Genomic DNA, 21,677 nt, shown 5'->3' on the forward strand with positions numbered 1-21,677 from the left:
AAGCCTCTATGGTAGGATGAGACAAGAAAGACGCGTGGGAAAGACCATGGAAAAGGAGTACATATGAAATTAGATCTCAGATTATTTGACGGCGGCGCTGGAGCTGCCGGAAGTGCAGGTGCAGGAACAGGCACAGAAGGTGCGGCAGCGGCCGTACAGGCGGAAAACACGGGCGCAAAAGAAGGTCTTCAGGACGCCGCTGGAGATGGGGCGGAAGGTGATGGTGTCGCCAGCCGGGAATCATCCGCAGAAGACACAAGGACCCCGGAGGAGCGCAGGCAGGCATACCGGGACATGATCAACAGCGACGAATACCGGGATTTTTATCATGAGGACGTTGAGGGGATCATTGACCGGAGACTCCGCGGGAGCAGGGAAAAAATGGCAAACTATGACCAGGCCATGGAGCTGATCAATTACCTGGGAAGCCGTTATGGGATCACGGACGGGAATGTCCAGAACATCCAGAAGGCAGTGGAACAGGATGACGCATACTGGGAGGATGCAGCGGCCCGCGAGGGGCTGAGCACCGAACAGTATAAGCGCATGAAAAAACTGGAAGCCGAGAACCAGACCATGCGTGCGGCCAGGGAGAATGCAGAGAGACTGGCGCAGAAGGAACAGATCTTTGCAAAGTGGAACACCGAAGCGGAAGAGCTGGGCCGCCTGTATAAGGGATTTGACCTCCGTACTGAGGTAAACAATCCGGACTTTGTAAAGCTCCTGGGAGCCGGGATCCCGATGCGGACCGCATACGAAACGCTGCACCATGACGAAATCATGTCCGGAGCCATGGAATACACGGCCAGAAAAGTTGCAAAAAAACAGATCGACGCGATCAAGGCAGGCCAAAGCCGGCCGGCCGAAGGCGCTGCAGGGAGCACCACCGCCTTCCAGGAAACACAGGATATCAACAAACTGAGCGGGGCCCAGATCCGGGACCTGGCCAGGAGATCCCTGGAGGGGGAGACGATCACGCCGAGCAAATTTTATGAGAGGTAAAGAGCATGGATGATAAAATGATCCGGTTAGATCTGAGGCTGTTTGCGGAGACACCCGTAAACACGACCGGAAGCGGCGGAATGTCCGCGGAAATGAAAACCTATTACTCGCGCTATCTGATCGAGAACGCGAAGCCGAAGCTGGTGCATGACCAGTTTGGACAGAAGCATAACATACCGAAAAATGGAGGTAAAACCACTGAGTTTAGGCGTTATGCTCCGTTAGCAAAGGCAACGACGCCGCTGACTGAGGGAGTGACCCCGAAGGGACAGACATTAACCGTAACGACCGTGACCGCCGAGGTGCGTCAGTATGGCGGATTCGTACCGCTGACAGACATGCTGCTGTTAACGGCCATTGATAACAACCTGGTACAGGCCCTGTCTCTGCTGGGAGATCAGGCCGGAGCCACCCTGGATACGATCACCAGAGAAGTCCTGGCAGGCGGAACCAACGTGCAGTATGCGGAGGGACAGGTGGACAGCCGATCCGCATTAACAAAGGACATGAAGCTGACGGTAAAGGCGGTACGTTTGGCCGCCAGAATGCTTAAAAAGCAGAATGCGCCGGTGATCGATGGAAGCTATGTGGCCATCGTGCATCCGGATATTGCGTATGACATCCAGGATGATCCGGAGTGGAAAGACTGGACCAAATACACAACGCCGGAGCACATGTTTAACAACGAGATCGGTAAGATCGCAAATGTCCGCTTCGTGGAAACGACAGAAGCAAAGATCTTTGCCGGTGAGGGATCTGGAAGCCAGGATGTATACAGTACCCTGGTCCTGGGTGCCAATGCCTACGGCGTGACCAACATCGAGGGAGGCGGCCTGGAGACGATCATCAAGCAGCTGGGCAGCGGCGGAACCGAAGACCCGTTAAACCAGAGAGCAACGGCCGGCTGGAAGGCCACCAAGACAGCAGAGCGTCTGGTCGAGCAGTTTATGGTCCGCATTGAGACCGGATCCAGCTTTAACGACGGTGTTGCAAACTAAAGGAGGGCTATAATGGCAAGACGAGCAAGCGAAGAAGAGCAGGTACTGGCGGAACAGACGCCGGTTGAAGAGCAGTCCCAGGAAACACAGTCCCAGGAAACGGAGAGTTGCACCGGTGCAACTGAGCCGGATGAGGTAGAGGTCGAGCTGTTTAAGGATAATGGCAGATATAAGGATGACGTTGTGGTAGGCGTCAACGGCAAACTGTACGTGATCAAGCGCGGAGTTCGTGTCAAAGTGCCGAGAGCAGTCAAGGAGATTCTGGACCACTCAAGGGAGCAGGATACCCAGACAGCCCTCATGATGGACAGTCTGGAAAACCACTACCAGGAGGAGACACGTAAATATAATGTGTAGTAACGGAGGGGCCGCAGTGTAAGCGGCCTCTTGCTTTAAGGAGGGACAGAATCAGATGATACTTGTAGAGCACAAAGAGCTGGTATTTTTAAACCGGGAACAGTATCTTGGTGCCGTGGGGGATAAAAATGCCGCAAACCGCCTGTTCCGGATCAAGCGGGTAAACGTGGATGGAGTGGATCTGGCTGATCTGTCCTTTCGGCTTAACGCAGAGCTGCCGGATGGGACACCAGATACAGCCTACCTGGAAAAAGAAGTAAGAGAAGAGGAAATCCTGCTCACCTGGGCGGTGTCGGATAAGATGGTATCCCAGCCTGGGACCGCATGGATCAATCTGCGGGCCCATGATGACACAGGAGCCGTCAAGTGGAGGTCCTTCCGGGCCGCGGTGTACACAGAAGGGACCACGGCGGAACCGAGCGGACCCCAGCTCTCAGAAGTGGAGCAGCTGGAGAGAGCTATCGATAAAAAACTGGAATCCGTAAACGCCGCAGAAGAAGCCAGAAAAAAGGCGGAAAAAGAAAGGGAGCAGGCGGAAGCAGACCGGGTGGAAGCAGATCAGGCCAGGGAAGAAAAGACAGATGCGGCGATCAAGACATTTGAAGGGCAGATCGAGGATGCAAGGCAGTATGCAGACAAAGCAAAGTCCTATGCGGTCGGACAGACCGGGACCAGGCCGGGGGAAGACTCCGACAACGCAAAGGAGTATTGCCGACAGTCCAATATCCATAAGGGAGCCGCAGAAGAGGCAAAAGAACAGGCAGAAGCCGCGAGGGACGATCTGATCAAGAGGATCGACAGTGGGGATTTTACGGGGCCACAGGGGCCGCAGGGACCGCAGGGACCACAGGGAGAGTCCGGGATTAATATTCCGGCCGCAAGCGTGATGTATGTATATACCGACTCTGCCGATAACTGTGCAATCCATTGTGTGTATGATGATGCGGTCCATACAGTGCCGCCGGTTAAATACCGGGAGTCTGATGGGGCACTGTTTTGGCAGTATGATGACGGCAAATAAGGAGGGGATAAGATGGCAATCAAAGATGTTATTTTAGGATACGCAAAAGGAGACAAGGGAGATCGAGGCCCGCAGGGAGAAAAAGGGGCCACCGGTGCCACTGGCCCTAAAGGAGAACCGGGAAATATCGCAGATGCCCAGATCACAGACACAGAGGGCCTGGATGTAGCCAAAGGCCAGAAGACCACGGCGCAGAAGCTGTTTGATGCAATCGCAAACAGGATTGTCACCAAACTGGTCACAAATGATGCGCTCACGAAAAAACTTGCGGACTATATGCTTAAAGGCATGATGAGCAATACCAACGTCAACAATACAGGAACAGTCCCGACAAGTGCGCTGATGTACAGCATGTTTGAGCAGATAAATAGTGATTTAACCATCAGTGATGCCAAGATGGCTGTCGAGCGTAATTCCAAAGGTGTTTACTTAATGCTACGGAACAAAATCACAAATAATAGGCTTTCTTTGCTTTTGGATGAAGGTACTAAAAAACTTGTCTTAGATTCCGAAATATCTGGAGAATGGACAGGTGCTGACCCTATCGTTACAAAGTCCGATTTGCAATCCGATTGGATTCCGCTTAAGCCATATCTTGTAAACAGTTGGGAAGATAATGGAGCCAGTTTGTATCGCAAAATAGGAAACTGTTACCTGATAAAACTCTCAGTAAGATATGGGAACTATGAAACAGACCTTGATATTTGCCGTAACCTTCCGTTTTCTGGAGCCGGCGTTTGTACAAATTGTTTTTACAATTCATCTGAGGTTGGTAACGCAATACAAGTAAGTGGGAATAGGCTATTCATAGTGCGAACCCCAATAGCGAAAATGGATACTATTTTTGCAAATTTCATAGTTGGCCCAAATGTATAATTTTTATCCTATGGCTATTGCCATGATATGTATAATCCCGTTATAAGAACTTCCATCATTTGCATTCCGGGCGTATATTATCAGTTCGTTAGGTCTTACCTGGGCAGTAAAAACAAGATTTTGAACACCCGCCGAACTTTTGTATTCTTGGTTAATACATACAGCGCTGTCATATGTTAATCCAGGAAATGAAATCTCCGCGAATCCGTCAGAGAATTGGACATCCGTTTTTTTTAGGACTTTCATATCGGACTTAAAAACAGGTATATCCCATTGTGCGTTACCACTAACTAACCTTCCAAATAGAACAGATTTTGGGTTATCAGAACGTAACATTATCCATCCATAAGAAGCAGATGAGAGATTCCAGAGAATATCAAATGAAGAATTACCAAAATAACCGTCTGAATCGGTCGGTTCCACTCTGACATAATTATACACAAAGAATTTTGTAGTGTTGCTTTTTAACCACTCTATAATAGAATCTAACTGACCACTCATTTTAATTGTAGAGGATGAATATTTATAGACTGAAAAATCACTATTTAGATGTTTTGAAAGGGTGGATTACACTTGAACAGGAAAATATGATTGTGTTCATGAAGGAGGCATAATTATGGAAACGTTAAAAGGCTTGATCGAAAAGGGAATAGCAGAAGAGGGATACGTCGAAAAAGCCTCTGAAAATAACCTGGATTCCAAAACGGCAAATAAAGGACGTAATAATTACACAAAATATTCCAGGGATATAGATTCTTTGGGGCTTATGGGATGCCAGGGTCAGCCTTGGTGCTGCACGTTCCAGTTTTGGCTGGAAGTTCAAGAATTTGGTCTTGAAACTGCGCTGAAGCACTGGAATATGACAAAAAAATCTTATGTGGGATATAATTGTTTTGCCACGTATAATGCTTTTAAAAAAATGGGAAAAGTGGGTATGACACCAGAACTGGGCGCGGTTTCTATTTTTAACTTTTCTCATGCTGGACGTGTAATAAGAATATATTCGGAAAATGGTCAAAAATGGTGGGACTGCTTGGAAGCCAATACATCCAGCGATTTATCAGACAGAAATGGTGGACAGGTTAAAATTAAGAAAAGACCTTGGAATGATTCAACGGTAAAGGGCTTCTGCTATATAGACTATTCAGAACCTGTATATGGATGGATAAAGGATTCTGGAAGATGGTGGTATCAAGATCCGGATGGAGGATATCCCAGAAGCGAGTGGAGGTTAATCAATCACTATTGGTATTTATTTAACAAATATGGATATATGCGGACCGGTTGGAGACGATGGAATTCTTCAACGAAAGAGGTGGATCCAGAAGATGGAAGCGGAGAATACTACTACCTAGAAGAATTCGGAAACTATGAGGGCGCTTGCTGGCATGAAAAAAGAGGCTGCAATGGAGCAATGGAACGCTGGTATGTCGAATGATTTTCGGGGAATCTTTATCGATTCCCCGAATTTTCTCAGCTAAATAGTGATTTGGGATATTACATTACATCGGAAGATGATTTTTCCCATACCTTAATAGGAGGAGCAGCACAAAATATCACCCTAAACTCAAAAATTACGCTCGAACAATACACGAGAATTTTATTCCTTAACTATCCAGGTAGTAATGATGGTGCCTTACTGGCTATTGCTCCAGGGGATAAGATAATTACTGCTTTTAGAAATAATGGAGTTTGGGAAGAAAAATCCTCGCAGTTCATTGCCACAAAGTCCGATTTATTTTCCAATCTTATCAAAGTGACAGATATTCATAATATTAGGAAAAGCTGCCTTTTCCGGGCGGAGTACGGAGCCGCAAATACACCTACCAAAAACGTGGGATATATCGGACTCAGTGTATACGTTGACCGAACCTGGCATTTTGTCATCTGCTCTCCCTATTCCGGAGGAAAACTCTTTTTTGACAGTGTTAATACAAGTGGTTCGTGGATTGGTTGGAAGGAAATAGCATTCAAGTAATAATTCACGCGCAAAACCATACTGCGTTTACCAAAATGGGGGATGTCCCTGTATAATTGATTTTACCTTCCATAGTTACATCGCAATATGATCCGTCATTAAAATTTTGTTGCGTAAACGGGATGCTAATATTTTTAACTGGTCTGTATCCTGTCGGTATTGTCACCCCAGCAAGTTCTTCCTTTCTTACCCATGACGATATACTTAACATAGCTATATTCCCGATACGATATATTACGACGTTTTTGTGTAATTTCTGGGTTTGCAAATCTAAATCGGACTTTGTAACGAGTTCGGTTTCAGTCCCCCATTGTCCATCAACCTCAGAATTAAATGCAAGTTTTTTATCGTCCTCATTAAGCCTAAGCATCAGCAAGTTATTTGTAACTTTGTTACGGAGATATATGTAAGCCCCTCGCTCAACCTGGCCAATTTCCAGGGAAGCATCCCTTGCTTTAAAATCACTATATCTCCGAACATACGGGGAGAAAAGCATACAGGGATACAGTAAAATCAAAGAAAAAAGGAGAAAGTGCCATGGAAAAAGTGATTTTAATGGACGGGACCGAATACACGCTTGCGGTCAATGGATTTTATTCTAATGATCAGGAAGTAGCATTGAAACTGATCACAGAGGACTCATTGGAAACGGTTGCCCGGGCATTCCGGGCTGAAAATGCAGAGACTATGACGATCAAGGGGGACACATTCCAGACCGAGGCCCAGGGATATGTACGGCTGGGAAGCGTAATGACCCGTGACACAGACGCAGTCGTAGAGACAAGGATGAAGGATCCGGAAAGAGATGAAACAGGAGAACTGGTCCATCCGATGCCGAAGCTCGAAGAGATCCGCGGCACTGTGGTATCTCTGAGCATGTGCAAGGAGCGTATGGAGGACCGGGTAGAAAGAAACCGTGCGGATATTGATTATCTGCTTATGATGGAGGGATAGAAATGAGCAAAAATTATGACAAGGTAAAAAACTACTATGACAAAGGCCTTTGGGATATGAGCAGAGTGAAAAAAGCTGTGGGGCGCTGGATTACAAAGGATGAATACCAGAAGATCACAGGAGTACCGTATCAGGAGTAGAAGGAGGTGATCCAACTATCTCCATTTGGGCAGCAGGGTGACGTTGCCCATGTTACAGAACGTAGAACAAAAGGAGCTGGAGAAGTCTGGCTTCTTTTTTTGTTACGGGCGAATTATAGGCATAAAAATGGGAAAATGCAGGAAAAGAAAGGAGGAACGGGGATGAAAATAGCGGAAATCATAGGATTGACAGATGAGCTCAGACCCAATGAATATACAGCGGAAATGAAAACAAGATGGCTGTCAGAAGTGGAGGGGACGGTGGTGGATGAGATCTTGAACCGTGCGGAAGGGAACAATATTAGCTTTGAAGGATATCGTTATGCAACGGATCAGGAAAGGGAGCTGCTTGTTCCGGACCGTTTTTCCGACATCTATATCCAATACCTTATTGCAAAAATAGAGCTGCACGATGAAGAGACACTGAGCTATAACAATGCGGCCGCACTGTATCAGACGGCATTTGACCAGTATGCGGCATGGTATAGGAGGAATCACATGCCCAAAGAAATGGGATATTTTGATATCTGGGGAAGGGGGAAAAGAAATGAACCGGCTGGCATTTGTGACGGAGATCCCGGTCAGAAAAAAGATGATAACGAACTTCGGAGGAATCGATGAGAGAGAAGTGATCCAGGAAAATGCTTTTGCGGATATGCAGAATATGTCTTCTGACATGTTCCCGGCCATCGGGCCCCGGGGCGGCCGCGGGAAGGCGATCCGGAAGCTGGAAAAACCGAATGGCTTGATTTTTAATAACGGTCTGGCGTGGGTGGATGGGACGGATTTTTATTTTGATGGAACGAAGGCCGGAACGGTAACGGACGGAAAAAAGCAGATGGTGTCCATGGGCGCATACATCCTTATATGGCCGGATAAGAAGGTTTTTAATACGAAAAATAAAGAGTGGAAGGATGTAGAAAAAACCTGGACACAGGGCGCACAGGCGTCCATAGGGCCCACCACGGACGCGTCCACATTCATAAAAATTTCGTGTCCAGGGATCGGGGCGGAATTTGCCCAGGGAGATGGAGTAGAGATATCCGGATGCACGAATACGAATCTCAATAAGTCCGCAGTGATCCAGAGCCTTGAAAAAGATCATATCGTGGTCATCGCAGACGTAACAAAGAGCTTTACCCAGGATTCGGGGTTAACGGTCAAGCGGAAGGCACCGGACATGGACTATCTCACAGAGCTGGATAACCGGGTATGGGGATGCAGTTCTGCGGCGCATGAGGTATATGCCTGTAAGCTGGGGGATCCCTTTAACTGGAACTGTTTTGAAGGGATATCCACGGACTCTTACGCGGCAACCATCGGATCGGATGGAGACTTTACGGGGGCAATCACGCATCTGGGATATGTCCTTTTTTTTAAAGAGGATGTACTCCATAAAGTCTACGGATCCAGGCCAAGTAATATCCAGATCAACACCTATCCGGTCCGCGGGGTGATGGACGGATGCGAACACTCCCTTGCAGTAGTAAATGAGACACTGCTGTACATGTCCAGGGAAGGCGTGTGCGCTTATGACGGCGGGATGCCTTATCTTGTATCACAGGAAATAAGAAAAGGGCATACAGGAGCCCGTGGGGGCCCATATCAGGGGAAATACTACATATCCATTGACTGGGGAAGCAAAACGGGACTGTATGTATTCGATCTGGAAAAAGGCCTCTGGCACAGGGAGGATGACACCTCACTGACATTTCCGTGTTCCGGCGCAGGAAATTTGTATTATGTGGACGCGGAACGGCAGATCCGGCCGGCAGCAGGAGGGGAAGAACAGATATCATGGTATCTGGAAAGCGGAGACCTCCTGGAAGACAGCCTGGATAAGAAACGGCTGCACCGGCTCCAATTTATGATGGAATTAGACCGGGGGACCATGGTGGAGATCTGGCTGCGGTATGACGCAGACCCGGCATGGCGGCGGGTCAAGACGTTGTCTGCGATAAATAAGCAGTCCTACATGATGTCGGTGAGGCCGAGGAGATGCAGCCGTTACCGGTACAGAATCACTGGTAAAGGCCGAGCAAAACTGTACGGACTGAGCAAAACATATACGCTGGGATCCGGGAGGTGATCGGATGGCAATTTTTATGCAGGGCAGCCAGAACATGAACTTTGAAGATGCAAAGGATATGCGGGAATTGAAAGCCTATCTGTTCCAGAACAATGAATGGCTCCGGTACATGTTTAACAATATCGATGAGGATAATTACTCGCCGGATATGCTGAAAAAGTATATTGAGCGTGGAAATGCAATCGCCACACTGGAATTTGACGTGAATGGACTGCGGGTGGGTCTTAAGGACCTGGAGGAAGATGTCAATACCAAATTTGAATTGGTTGACAGCAGGATCACCCTGGAAATCAGTAACGTAAAAAAAGAGATCAGCACAAAGGTGGAACTTCTGGATGGAAAGATTACACTGGCGGTCCAGAATGCTAAGACGTACACAGACACACAGGTCCGGATCCTCGACGGAAAAATCGAGTTAAAGGTCAGTGTTGGAGACGTGTCAAACCAGTTATCAGTGGAAAAAGGTGGGATCACGATAAAAGGGGAACGTCTGACGATTGATACCAAAAACCTGCAAGTCTCGCCGGATGGAAAGCTGAGCTGCAGTAATGCCACTTTTGATGGGCTCATCAAAGGTGGAGAGATAAAGATCGGATACACCGATGAACTGGACAGACAGTGGTATATGCTCCATGTAACAGAACGGTCACTGAATATCGGAAACTGTGAGATCGTGTTTTACAATGACCGGTATATCTGGCAGACCGATGACGAATGGTGCGGGATGTCCCCGGAGATGGCAGACCGGTACAAGCCGGAGCGGCTGTCCCTGTGGGCCAATTATGATATAAGGACAAAAAAGGCAGCCTTCTCGGTATCCCAGCAGGGAAACACCAGGATCAAGACCTTGTATGTGGAAGGGACCCAGCACTGGCCGGATCAGACGCTTGCAAGCGTGCTGGATTACATCTGGGAGGACCCGGACTATGGGATCCGGATGCTGGGACATGAGGTAAGATCCCTTCAGGATCAGGTAAACGAACTCTATAATATGGTAAACGGCGTTTAGGAGAGAGAAATGAAGAAGATAAGATATGACTACAACGTGATCCAGACAGTGATCCAGGCCCTGGAGACATTAGAGGTGCAGGGACTCAAGAATGCAGAACTGATCACGATAGCAGGGAAGCTCTTAAAAGAACAGGGAGAAGAGGAGGAGAGCGATGGCGGTAAGCATTGTTGATTATCTGAAGAAGCAGGGAAAAGACAGCTCATACGTGGCCAGGAAACAGCTGGCGGCCCAGAACGGGATCCAGGATTACCGTGGGACGGCTGCGCAGAATATGAACCTGTTATCCATGCTGCAGAAGGGGAATACTCCGCCTGCGGCAGAAAGCAACACAGGCGGAGTATCCGCCAATGTGACTGCGGGGACCGGAGCGGGGAACAGCCCATCCCCATCGGGCGGGAAGGTAGCCATAACCGGAAAACAGACGCTCACAGGGAACTCGGAGGAAGACTTCCGGAAGTCGCAGAGCACACAGGACTATTATGACCGTCTGCATGCGGCAGAAGGGAAGCGGCCGGGGCCATATGAAGAATCGGACCGTGTGAACGATTATATGGACCGCCTGGATGAACTGGAAGGAAATAAGCCAGGGAAATTTGAGAGCAAATACGAGGATAAGATAAATTCTCTGGTGGATCAGATCCTCAACGGAGAAAAATTTGAATACACATCGGAGGACCTGGCCAATGACTCCCTGTACCAGCTGTACAGAGAGAATTTTATGCGCCAGGGAAACCAGGCCATGCGTGATACCATGGGAGCCGCAGCGGGGCTCACCGGGGGCTATGGGTCCACCTATGCGGCGGCGGCCGGGCAGCAGGCATTTGATAATAAGCTGGCCGGACTTAATGATATGGCCCTGGAATTTGCGGACCGGGCCTATGCACAATATCTGGATGAGATAAAAAACAAATATAATCAGATGGACATGATCACCGGCCTGGATGACCGGGATTATGGAATATACCGGGACACCGTGGCAGATTATTATAAGGATCTCCAGTACCTGGCAGGCCGCCTGGACACGGAGAGAAACTGGGATTATGGGGAGTATCGGGATCAGATTGCGGATTATTACAACGATCTCCAGTATCTGGCAGGCCGTTACGACTCCGAGTACGGCAAAGACTGGGAAAGCTATCAGTCAGACCTGGCGGCCAAAGAGTGGGCGGAGCAGTTTGGATTCCAGCAGTCCCAGGCAGACCGGGATTACGCATTCCAGCAGTCCCAGGCGGCACAGTCCCAGGCCAGATGGGAAGCGGAAATGGCATTCCAGAGAGAGCAGTTTGAGTTCCAGAAGGCGCAGGCGGCGAAAAAAGGATCTGGTGGAGGTAGTGGATCTGGAAGAACGTCATCAAAGAAAAAGGCATCCCCAGCGGGAGGATATGCACCGCTTGCCGCGAAATTAGGACAGGAACTGAAGGCTGGGAAAGTTACAGATTATGATGCCATGGAACAGGTCATGAAAGAGATGGAAAAAGGGAATCTATCTGTGGATGAAGCGGAAGCCGCTATACAGTATGCAGGGATTGATAAGCAGAAAGCAATCCAGGAAGAAGTGAACCGGCGGGTGCCCAAAAATATTTGGGATCTCCGAAGAAAACAGTTATCTGGTATTTAAGGAGGAAGTATGGCAAAAAAAGCGGCGACAAGAGAAGATTACATGAAAAAATACGGGCTCACCACTGGTCTTACGGAAGATGAGGAGCTTAAAACGGTGTCTGACCGCATGATGGAAAATGCAAGGGACTATACGGACCTGGAAAAAGCAGGAAAGAAGTTTGCAGGATCCAGGCCTGCAAGGCAGGCAGCAACACGGGAAGATTATGCAAGGCAGTACGGACAGACGGTTAGAAAAGAAGATGGTTTTTTGTCTTTGGGAAATTTGAGAAAACAGTATAAAAAAGACAAAGAAGCCATGGAATTTGCTGAAAAAATCAAAAACCAGACTCCCAAATACGGCGGGACAGTGTTAAAACCGGCAGAATCAGACCGCATGATCTCCGGAGCAAAAGCAAATTATGGGGTTGGAGCAGACTGGGACCGTATGATCGGAGAGGGAAGGGAAAAAGACAAAAATAAAAACTATACGATAAGCGGGATCCGGTCTGGGAAAGTGGATCTGTCTATGGTTGATTCAGGAGCAGACCGGTACAAAGACATGACGACCGAAGAGGAGGACCAGTACTATTACCTGTTGGGGAAATACGGGGAAAAAGAAGCAAAAGATTATCTGAACGGAATCGATAATGCGCTTCAGGCACGCAGAATGGAGCGCGAAAAAGCGGCAGCGAGAAAGCTGGCCAAAGAACATCCTGTAATCGGGACCTTGGGAAATATCAGCGCCTCAATGCTGAGTGGATTGGGTTATTTATCGGATGTGACAAAGAAAGAATATGATCCGTACAGTGAGGGGCACTATGCATCGGCGCGTGAAGCGGCAACAAGAGAAGCGTTGAAAGAGACTGTCAGGGAAAAGATCTGGGACAGTGCAGCCACGGACTTCCTGGTAGATACGGGGCTCTCTATCGGGCAAAGCGTAGCAAGGCTTCCGATGGGCAAGGCGGGAGCTGCACTCGCAGGTCTGGGAGCCGCCACAGGGGGCGTAGAGGATGCCATGGAGCGCGGAGCATCATTTGATCAGGCTGTAGGCCTGGGCCTGGCCTACGGGGCCGCAGAGACGGGAATGGAGCGGATCAGTATCGGCGGCCTCCAGGCTATGAAAGAGGCACCGGTCTATGGTCTCAGGGATGTTGCGAAAAATTTGGGGAAGCAGATGGCCACGGAAGCATCGGAAGAGATGGCCACTGAATTTGCTAATACACTCTCAGATCGTTGGATCATGGGAGATAAGTCCAACCTGTCACAGGCAAAAGAAGCCTACCAGGAGGCCGGTAAGAGCCCCTGGAACGCATACCTGGATATAGCAAAGCAGATTGGTCTTGCAGGCCTGGGAGGAGCCATTTCCGGCGGCGTGATGGGCAGCGGGGCGGCCGCCATTGGCGTTGCGAACCAGAATCGACTGGGAAAAGGTGACATGGATTTCCAGGAGATTGCAGATACCATTGACACGGACACGGCAACCTATAAGGACGCAGAAAGCCTGGAACGGGCCAGGAACCTCCAGGGCTTGGCACAGTCCTATGCAGACATCCAGAGCCGCGGGGAAACGCTTACAGGACTCCAGAAGGGCGGATTTATGCGGGATTACTATGACCTGGCCCGTGGAATGGAAGAAGCAGACCAGCATGTTCTGGAAAAGAATGTCCAGGAGGACATGAAAACAAACCGGGAGAATGAAACCGGAACAAAGCCCCAGGGCGTGATCCGGGAGCCTGAAACTGACACCATGGCCCGTACAGAGACTCTGATCCGGCCGGATCAGAAGGAGGAGAGAATCCGGGAGGCGGAAGAGCCAGTTGCACCGGTGCAACCGGATTATACCAGGGAAGAAGTGGCGGAACATGGAAATTTCGGGGAAAATGGACAGAAAGTATTTGCGGACAGCTACGATGGGATGAGCACCATTGACGATTATCGGAAGGCATTCGGCCGGTATTATGATGCAGGCCGGTATAATGCAGAGATGGAGACCGCGGAGAAGGCGGCCATTGCCTCTGTATTGACACCGGACCAGGCGGCAGCAGCATATAAGGCAGGAGCCCAGGACCGGAACCTTATAGCCGGACAGCGCCCGGAATATGTCCAGGGAGCGCCGAAAACTGGAATGGCCTCGGATCTGAGCGGAATGGCCACAGGGGCCCAGATGCAGTTTGCAGAATCCGTAGGAAAGAAAACCGGGTTAAAAATCGAACTGGTAAGCAAGGCGGACGGAAAAGCCGGCGCGTATGTTCCGGAGAAAGGCGTGATCCGTCTGGCTGTGGATTCCGGGAACTTCCTTCAGACCACGTCCCACGAGCTGACACACTTTATCAAGGATTATGCCCCGGATTACTACGAGGGATATAAGCAGACGGTGATCCAGGCCCTCATGAATGCGGATAACGTGTCATATGATGGGCTTGTGGAACAGTATGAGAGGCGATACCAGGAGGCGGGACAGAACCTGAGCCGGGAGGAGATCACGGAGGAGATCGCGGCAGACGCAACAGGCCGATTCCTGAACGATGAGGTGTTTATTGAGAATTTGGCCAGGGATAACCGGACTATTGCTGAGAAAATCCGGGATTTCCTGTCAGACATGGTTGACGCCATCAAGAAACTTATTTCGGGAAAGGGAATCTCGAAAGCAGCAGAAGGTCTTCATGAGCAGTTGGATTACTATGAGCAGGCCAGGGATATGTATGCCTATGCGTTGGATGAGGCTTCACAAAAAAGGAAAAGTGGGGTAGAGGTCTCCAAGAAGAACAGAGGATCAGAACGGTTCCAGATAGAAAAACCAGAACTGGTGACAGAGGAACAGATTGAGAAAAATTATGATGCTGTAAGGAATATGGATAGCCTTGTGACGATAAAGGGGGATGAGTTTCAAGGGACGGCGAGAGAAATACGTCCGCAGATTTTAAAACTGTACGATTCTTATGAAAATAAAATTCATAATGAAGTTGTCGGGGATATTTATTTAACAAATAAATCTGTACGGGATGATCTTTCGCATGGATTTGGACGAAAGAAGGCAGCTGCGTTTGCATCGATAAAGGATGTACTCGAAAACGGGTTGGTTTTGCGCCATTCAAAGAACTGGAAAAATCGTCGTTATGATGCTGTTGTAATCGGCGGGAAAATCACCATCGAAGAAGGAGAGGATGCAGGCGAATATTATGAGGTCTGTGTTGTCCGTGTGGGAGAAGATAATCGTTTATACTTACATGAAGTTGATATAGAAAAGACGGATAGCGTCCCGTTCAACTACGCCGAGGATTTCTCCAGGGACAGTAGCGGCTACGACTATCCGTCTATAAACAGTGTATTCGAAAAGTTAAGGGAAGTCAATAGGTCTGTTGAAAAATCAGAAGGAACAAGTGAGGGAGACCTGGAGCCAGATACATCCGAAAGTAATGAAGTTGACTCTGCTCCAGGAGACAGTGTTCGACTCCAGCTGGAGGACGTGGACCAGGAGCAGTATGACAGTCTGACTGCAGAAAACAAGGAACTCCGGGAAGCGAATGAGGAGTTAAAGAGGCAGCTGACGCTTACAAAGGATTATGCCCCCAGAATAGAGGATATAAAAAAGACCGCCAGGGAGCTGTTAAAGACATATAATTCCGGGTACTCACAGAAAAGCCTTGAAAATAACCTGTCCAAGCTCTATACATACATGCACTCGACCGGAGGATCGGATATGGAGGAAACCGACCGGGCTGCCCTGGCAATAGCAAGAAGCATCGTAAAGAATGCTAGATTGGAAGATGATATTAGGGAGGAGTATAAGGGAATCATATCCCATATGAGAACGACCAGAATCACGTTGCCAGCAAATAACCGTGCAGATCTGGACGCGGAAGGAGGATATGAGACCTTCCGGAAGAAATACTTCGGAAAACTTCGGATTGGAAATGAAGGAACCGGAGTAGACAAGGTTTATGATGAGTTGGCCGGGATGTCGCCGGAACTGTTTCCAGCAGAGATCATCAATCCAGCAGATCAGCTGATCCATATCGCCCAGGTATATGACAGCCTTCAGCCGCAGATCAGGAACCCGTATCATGCCAATATGGATGAGATAGCGGAGATTATTGCCCAGGAGATCAAAGGTAAGTCCGTGGATATCCGTGCACTGCCGCCAACGATGGCGGACAGGATGCAGGCTGAAGTATTCCGTGCAAACCGCAAGTATCTGGAAAAGACCGAAGCCTACAAGAGTCGTTTAAAAGGAGAATATGAATCAGACATCACCGCGGCGGAGAAAGAAGCCAGCAGGCAGAGGCATGAGATCAATCTGAAGATCCGGAGCCTGGCCGAACAGTACCGTGCGTATGGAACAGGGAACACGGATGAAGAAAAGGCCGAAATCCGAAAACTGAAAAAAGAGAACTGGAAGAAGCAGGAGGAGCTCCGTGCAAAGCGTAAGGAGTTAGAGGACAAGGTTAATTTTGATCTTCTGGCCGGAAAAATGAAGTACCAGAGGAGGAGGGACGCCGCAGAATCCAGGAAGCATCGGGAACATATCATCCGGGATGTAAATGAAATGGGCCGGTGGCTGGACACGCCGACGGATAAAAAGCATGTACCGGAATCGCTCCGTGTTCCATTGGCGGAGTTTTTATCTGGTATGGATTACAGCTCATTCAGAACAAACACAGAGGGGAAGCCAACGAACAGAACTGTGCAGTGGTTGAAGCTGAAGGATCAGTTCGCACAAATTGCGGAGGCTGGAAGCACTCTGGAGGAAGGGGAAACGGTATATATGGATGTGGATCCGGATCTGGCAGAGAAAATGATTAAGCTGACAGATCGGGTCGATTCCTTTGACCGGCTTGAAGATCTGGAACTTAAGGATCTGCGGATACTAAGAGATGTTGTGGCATCAATCAAGCATTGTATACAGGATGCCAATCGGCTTTTTGAAAACAAAAATTATGAAAAAGTTGAAGATGTCTCAAAAATGGTCTTAAAGGATCTGAAGGACAGAGCCGGAAAAGTAGAGTTTGCCGGTGTAAGAGGAACCGCATCCAGCCTGCTGAACTACGAAATGCTGGATGCAGGAACAATGTTTGAGCAGATGGGACCGGCAATGGAAACTGTATACAAAGAGGCGAGAAGGGGATTTGACAAAAAAGTAGAATATACCAGGAATGCACAGGATTACATGGAAAAGCTGCTTAAGGATAAGAATATCTCGCAAAAAACGTTGAAGGAATGGACCGGAAAGAAAGCGGAACAGAAAACGTTTGAAGTCGGAAGTGGAACATTGACATTTACTCCAGCCCAGATAATGAGCCTGTACGTCCTGAATAAGCGAGATGCAGCCAGAGAACATCTTTACAACAAAGAAGGAGGAATCCGACGTGATAAAACATTGACATATGATAAAGAAAAGCGCGGGTATGTATTCAAAAAGGATGAAAAACCTATCGCCGTAACTCCGTTGGAAGTGCAGAAAATCACAGATACATTGTCACGGGATCAGAAAGATATTGCAGATGCCATCGTAAAATATTTCACGACGGTAACAAGCGAATGGGGAAACGAGGTTTCCATGCGTCTGTATGGATATAAAAAATTCAATGCCAAAAACTATTTCCCGATTGTATCAGACAAAAACTATATTCCGATAAAAGAGACAGAACTGGGTGCAGTAATTACGACATTAAAAAACATGGGATCAACCAAACATACAACCCCTGGCGCAAACAATCCGATCATCATTGAGGACATTTTTGACGTGTACACGCGACAGGCGGACCAGATGGGGAGTTACAATGCTTTCGTGGTACCATTAACAGATCTGCAAAAAGTTTTCAACTATAAGGAACCGGGAGGAGGAAGCGTAAGAGAGGCCCTGGAACGTGTATTCGGAAAAGGTGGACAGGAATACATTAAAGGTCTGATGATCGATCTGAACGGAACAGCTCCATCGGAAAGGAATTTTGTAGCGGAGCTGACCAGAAATATGAAATCGGCTGCAGTCGGCGCCAACCTGCGGACCGCGATCCAGCAGCCAACTGCGTATGTGCGTGCGGCCGCAGAAATCAGCCCAAAATACCTTGCGAAAGGATTAAAACTCCATGTAGGGAAGGAAGAATGGGAACGGTGTAAGAAATATGCTCCGATCGCACAGTGGAAGGACTGGGGATATTTTGACATCAATACCGGGCGATCCATGAAAAATATCATGATGGGACCGGAGAATCTGAAAGAATCCATCATCGAAAAATCAATGTGGATGGCTGGGAAGGGAGACGAGATTGCATGGGCCAGGCTGTGGATGGCCGTTCAGAAAGAAACAAAGGATCTGCATCCAGAGATAAAAGAAGGGAGTGAGGAATTTTACAGGATATCAGGAGAGCGTTTTTCCGAAATCATAGATAAAACGCAGGTAGTCGATTCAGTTTTACACCGCAGTAAGCTGATGAAATCCAAGGATGGCTTAAAGCAGATGTATACGTCATTTATGTCTGAGCCGACAAAGACATATAACATGCTGTACAGGGCAATCGCAGACACCCGTACTAAGCCCACGAGCGAGAATAAAAAGAAACTGGCAAGAACGCTGGGGGTTTATGTTATCAACGCAGCAGCCACCGCCCTGGCGGCCTCTGTGGTGGATGCGCTCCGGGACGACGATGAAGACAAGAACTTCAAGGAGAAGTACCGGGCGGCCCTGTTTGGAGATCTCTGGCAGGATGAAGAGCTTTCATGGCCGGAAAAGATTGCGGTAGCATGGTCCGGTAACTTGGGAAGCAACCTGGATCCGGTCGGGATCCTGCCGATTGTAAAAGACATTGAGAGCATCTTTATGGGATACAGTATTGAAAGGACTGACATGTCAGCCTTCCAGGAGCTGTATTACACGATCCAGAAATGGCAGAAAAAAATAGAGGGAGAGTCAGACCGGACAATCCCGGAGTTGCTAGTGGAGACCGCAAAACCGCTTAGTACAATTACCGGAATACCGGCCGGAAATGTCCTAAAGGATCTGAAGGCCGTGGTAGGCACATTTATCCAGTCCTTCGGGAGCCCGGAGATGAATTATGCCAGGAACAAGCTGTTTAAGGACATCGACAGCCCAGATAACCTGTCAAATTATGTTGCAATGGCCATGAAGCAGTATGCGGACGGAAATGCAGATATGGGGGACCGGATCATACAGGATCTGAGGGATCTCGAGATCGAGGAAGTAGATAAGAAGATAAAGTCCAGGTATACAAAAAAACTAAAGGAGGACCCGCGGGTGATCCAGGCAGCCGAAAGTAAACGGAGTGGGAAGACTGTGGAATACAGCCAGGCCGTGAAGGAGCTGGAGGAGGCTGGATTCGAACGGGAATATGTTGTATCCGCAGTCAAAAGCCTGGTCAATAAAGCTGAATCAAACGAGGAAGAGGAGAGTATAGGGGAGGACAAGGAAGAGACGGAGAAGGAGGAGAAAAAGCCGGAAAAAGGGCTGTATACAGCAGGAGATGCAGTAAAAGCCGCAGAATCGTCCGTTGCAGACTTTAATGTGGTTGTAGACGAATTGATCCGGATTGAAACCGAGGAAGCGAAGGCAGAAGGAAAGAGCAGTTCAAAGGCAGATATTCAGAAGGAGGTGAGAAGCAGGGTAAAGTCTGCTTTCACACGTGAATACAAAAAATCCTATGTATCCGGGACGAATGCGGACAGGCAGCAGATCCGAAAAAAGCTCTATAAGATCAAGATCGATGGGAAACAGCTGTACAGTGACACAGATTTCAAAAACTGGATCAAAGAGAAATAGCAGCACGGGCCATGGGGGGAGAAATTCTTCCGTGACTCATGTTATATTGAGAAAAAGGAAGGGGGCTGAGGAGATGGACGAGACAACGCGGGTAGAACTGGAACGGATCCGCGACGAAGACAATCGACAGAATAAGCGTCTGGAGATTTTGGAGGGTGCCATGGAAGAGACGAGGACGCTTACAATTTCCATCCATGGATTGGCTGGAGATATGAAACAGATGTTAAGCGAGATGCAGAAGCAGGGAGAAAGTCTTGAAAAACTGGACAACAGGCTGGGGGCCCTGGAACAGGAACCTGGAAGGAAATGGAAGAGGATCGGAGACAGTATCCTGGATACTGCGGTCAAGTTGCTGGCTGGTGCGGCGATTACAGGTATTATTCTCCTGGCGGCGCAGCATATTTAAGGAGGCGGAATGGATGCGGGAAAAACTGGCAAAGCTGATTGATGTAAAGTCGATTATGACACTGGCCCTGACCGGTGGCTTTATTGGCCTGACCTGCGTGGGAGAGATTACGGGCGATCAGTTTCTGACGATCTATACCGTGATCGTGGGTTTTTATTTTGGCACTCAGTTTAACAAAAAAGCCCCCCCGGATGCGGCAACATCCAGGGGGAAATAGACGTAGGTTGCACCGGTGCAACTTACAAGTGCGACTGAAAGGAATCCCAAAGAAGCAGGCGGTTAGTCACACACTTGTCACAGATCATACCAAAACTCCTTGATTTTAATAGGTTTTTTAAAAGAATCTCTTAAGATTCGTTTAATTCCCTGTATTTCCAACGGTTCCGGCTTGCGTTATCCGGAAACTTCTAGTATAATCAGAACAGAAATGAAAATAAAAATCAGGAGTGAGGTTTATATGAAATTAAGAAAGGTATTATTACTGACAGCAGCAACGGCAGCCCTCGGGAGCATGAACGTGATCTCTGCATTTGCAGACGCAGTGGTTGTGGAAGAGGACGGAAGCATCCGGAATTCTTCTCCGGCGGAGACCACAGAGGGAGCCGCAGATACGGAATCCATGTTATACGGCTGGACCGAGCAGGGCTCCAACTGGGTGTATTACGATGGAAAGGGAAATACCGTAAAGGGCTGGATCAAGGCAGAGGGCGGAGACGGCCGCGGAAATGAGGTATGGTTCTACACAGATCCGGAGACGGGCCTTATGGTAGCAAACCAGACAAGAGTGATCGATGGCGTATCCTATTCCTTCAATGAGGATGGAAGCTGGGTAGCCCCTGTTCCCACAGCACCCAAGGGAAAATTAAGCGGCGGCGTGTTTGCAAACACATGGTCCAATATCCGCATTCCCCAGGTGATCGGCTCCACCAATACAGAGGTTGAAGCAGAGGAGCTGTTCTCCGACGATATTTACGGCACCATTGGAAATCCCAAGGTGACCTATGATTTCTCCATGAGCACAGATTTTGGTGAGCTGGAGATCTACTACGCCAATATGGCAAAGATGCCGGAGATGGATGCGGCAACGTTTGCAGCACAGTTGGGAAATGCTGAAAAAGGCAAGACTGGCCAGGTGGGTGCCGTTGAGACCGTTACCGTAGGCGGCCAGAACTATTCCAAGGTCTCCATCACCAGGACAAACAAGAAGGGCAAACAGAACCAGACCTCTTTCTACTGCAGAAAGCAGGAGAGCTTTATGGTGATCTTAGCCACCAGCTGCACTATGTCGGATGCAGGCGCTATGGCAGATGTTGTAAATATGATCACAGCAGCCCAGTAACAGGAAGAATAATAAGGACGCTCCGGGAGATTCCCGGGGCGTTTTTGCGTCATGGGGAAGGCGTCCTGCAGCAGACAGAGACTCCGCAGGCAGGCTTCCTTCTTATGTCTGCAAAATTTTCCATATGGGATA

The 21,677-nt window shown here is 48.6% G+C and carries 18 protein-coding genes; all 18 read left to right on the forward strand.

Going from position 1 to position 21,677, the window contains the following annotated elements:
* The first annotated feature begins 63 nt into the window (after nucleotides 1-63).
* The 18 genes from OCV69_RS02855 (at nucleotide 64) to OCV69_RS02940 (ending at nucleotide 21,545) form a co-directional block, all read left to right on the forward strand.
* A complete protein-coding gene (locus OCV69_RS02855; protein WP_158357572.1) occupies nucleotides 64-1,002 on the forward strand; it encodes a hypothetical protein in 939 nt (312 codons plus the stop codon).
* Between the two features lie 5 nt (nucleotides 1,003-1,007).
* Nucleotides 1,008-2,000 carry a N4-gp56 family major capsid protein gene (locus OCV69_RS02860; protein WP_158357570.1) on the forward strand — a complete coding sequence of 331 codons (993 nt, stop codon included), beginning with the start codon at nucleotides 1,008-1,010 and terminating at the stop codon, nucleotides 1,998-2,000.
* A gap of 12 nt (nucleotides 2,001-2,012) precedes the next feature.
* Nucleotides 2,013-2,357: a hypothetical protein gene (locus OCV69_RS02865; protein ID WP_262562959.1), complete on the forward strand. Its 345-nt coding sequence runs from the start codon at nucleotides 2,013-2,015 to the stop codon at nucleotides 2,355-2,357.
* A gap of 55 nt (nucleotides 2,358-2,412) precedes the next feature.
* Entirely contained in the window at nucleotides 2,413-3,378 is a 966-nt protein-coding gene (locus OCV69_RS02870) for a hypothetical protein (RefSeq protein ID WP_158357568.1), read from the forward strand.
* A gap of 12 nt (nucleotides 3,379-3,390) precedes the next feature.
* The gene (locus tag OCV69_RS02875; RefSeq protein ID WP_262562961.1) at nucleotides 3,391-4,254 is read left to right on the forward strand and encodes a collagen-like triple helix repeat-containing protein; all 864 of its coding nucleotides are present in this window, start codon (nucleotides 3,391-3,393) and stop codon (nucleotides 4,252-4,254) included.
* 616 nt (nucleotides 4,255-4,870) lie between these two features.
* Nucleotides 4,871-5,692 carry a hypothetical protein gene (locus tag OCV69_RS02880; RefSeq protein WP_158357566.1) on the forward strand — a complete coding sequence of 274 codons (822 nt, stop codon included), beginning with the start codon at nucleotides 4,871-4,873 and terminating at the stop codon, nucleotides 5,690-5,692.
* Nucleotides 5,693-5,743: 51 nt separating this feature from the next.
* On the forward strand, nucleotides 5,744-6,232 hold the full coding sequence (locus OCV69_RS02885) for a hypothetical protein (protein ID WP_158357564.1): 489 nt from the start codon (nucleotides 5,744-5,746) through the stop codon (nucleotides 6,230-6,232).
* A gap of 537 nt (nucleotides 6,233-6,769) precedes the next feature.
* Nucleotides 6,770-7,186, forward strand: a complete 417-nt coding sequence (locus tag OCV69_RS02890) for a hypothetical protein (RefSeq protein ID WP_158357562.1) — start codon at nucleotides 6,770-6,772, stop codon at nucleotides 7,184-7,186.
* A 2-nt stretch (nucleotides 7,187-7,188) separates the two neighbouring features.
* Nucleotides 7,189-7,326 carry an XkdX family protein gene (locus OCV69_RS02895; RefSeq protein ID WP_317258414.1) on the forward strand — a complete coding sequence of 46 codons (138 nt, stop codon included), beginning with the start codon at nucleotides 7,189-7,191 and terminating at the stop codon, nucleotides 7,324-7,326.
* Between the two features lie 6 nt (nucleotides 7,327-7,332).
* Nucleotides 7,333-7,947 (forward strand): hypothetical protein, encoded by a 615-nt coding sequence (locus OCV69_RS02900; RefSeq protein ID WP_158357557.1) that lies wholly within the window; start codon nucleotides 7,333-7,335, stop codon nucleotides 7,945-7,947.
* Nucleotides 7,874-9,415, forward strand: a complete 1,542-nt coding sequence (locus tag OCV69_RS02905) for a hypothetical protein (protein ID WP_158357555.1) — start codon at nucleotides 7,874-7,876, stop codon at nucleotides 9,413-9,415. Before OCV69_RS02900 ends, OCV69_RS02905 begins: the two co-directional genes overlap by 74 nt.
* 4 nt (nucleotides 9,416-9,419) lie before the next feature.
* Nucleotides 9,420-10,424 carry a hypothetical protein gene (locus OCV69_RS02910; RefSeq protein ID WP_158357553.1) on the forward strand — a complete coding sequence of 335 codons (1,005 nt, stop codon included), beginning with the start codon at nucleotides 9,420-9,422 and terminating at the stop codon, nucleotides 10,422-10,424.
* Between the two features lie 9 nt (nucleotides 10,425-10,433).
* Complete coding sequence (locus tag OCV69_RS02915) at nucleotides 10,434-10,598, forward strand: hypothetical protein (protein ID WP_262562962.1); 165 nt, start codon at nucleotides 10,434-10,436, stop codon at nucleotides 10,596-10,598.
* Nucleotides 10,579-12,045 (forward strand): hypothetical protein, encoded by a 1,467-nt coding sequence (locus OCV69_RS02920; protein WP_158357551.1) that lies wholly within the window; start codon nucleotides 10,579-10,581, stop codon nucleotides 12,043-12,045. Before OCV69_RS02915 ends, OCV69_RS02920 begins: the two co-directional genes overlap by 20 nt.
* Before the next feature lie 2,403 nt (nucleotides 12,046-14,448).
* Nucleotides 14,449-19,800, forward strand: coding sequence for a hypothetical protein (locus tag OCV69_RS02925; protein WP_262562963.1), 5,352 nt, complete (start codon nucleotides 14,449-14,451; stop codon nucleotides 19,798-19,800).
* A gap of 73 nt (nucleotides 19,801-19,873) precedes the next feature.
* On the forward strand, nucleotides 19,874-20,206 hold the full coding sequence (locus OCV69_RS02930) for a hypothetical protein (protein ID WP_158357547.1): 333 nt from the start codon (nucleotides 19,874-19,876) through the stop codon (nucleotides 20,204-20,206).
* A 13-nt stretch (nucleotides 20,207-20,219) separates the two neighbouring features.
* Nucleotides 20,220-20,423: a hypothetical protein gene (locus tag OCV69_RS02935; RefSeq protein WP_158357545.1), complete on the forward strand. Its 204-nt coding sequence runs from the start codon at nucleotides 20,220-20,222 to the stop codon at nucleotides 20,421-20,423.
* Between the two features lie 240 nt (nucleotides 20,424-20,663).
* Complete coding sequence (locus tag OCV69_RS02940) at nucleotides 20,664-21,545, forward strand: hypothetical protein (RefSeq protein ID WP_158357543.1); 882 nt, start codon at nucleotides 20,664-20,666, stop codon at nucleotides 21,543-21,545.
* Nucleotides 21,546-21,677: the final 132 nt, after the last annotated feature.

The sequence above is a fragment of the Alitiscatomonas aceti genome (assembly GCF_025567195.1).
Classification (GTDB): domain Bacteria; phylum Bacillota; class Clostridia; order Lachnospirales; family Lachnospiraceae; genus Alitiscatomonas; species Alitiscatomonas aceti.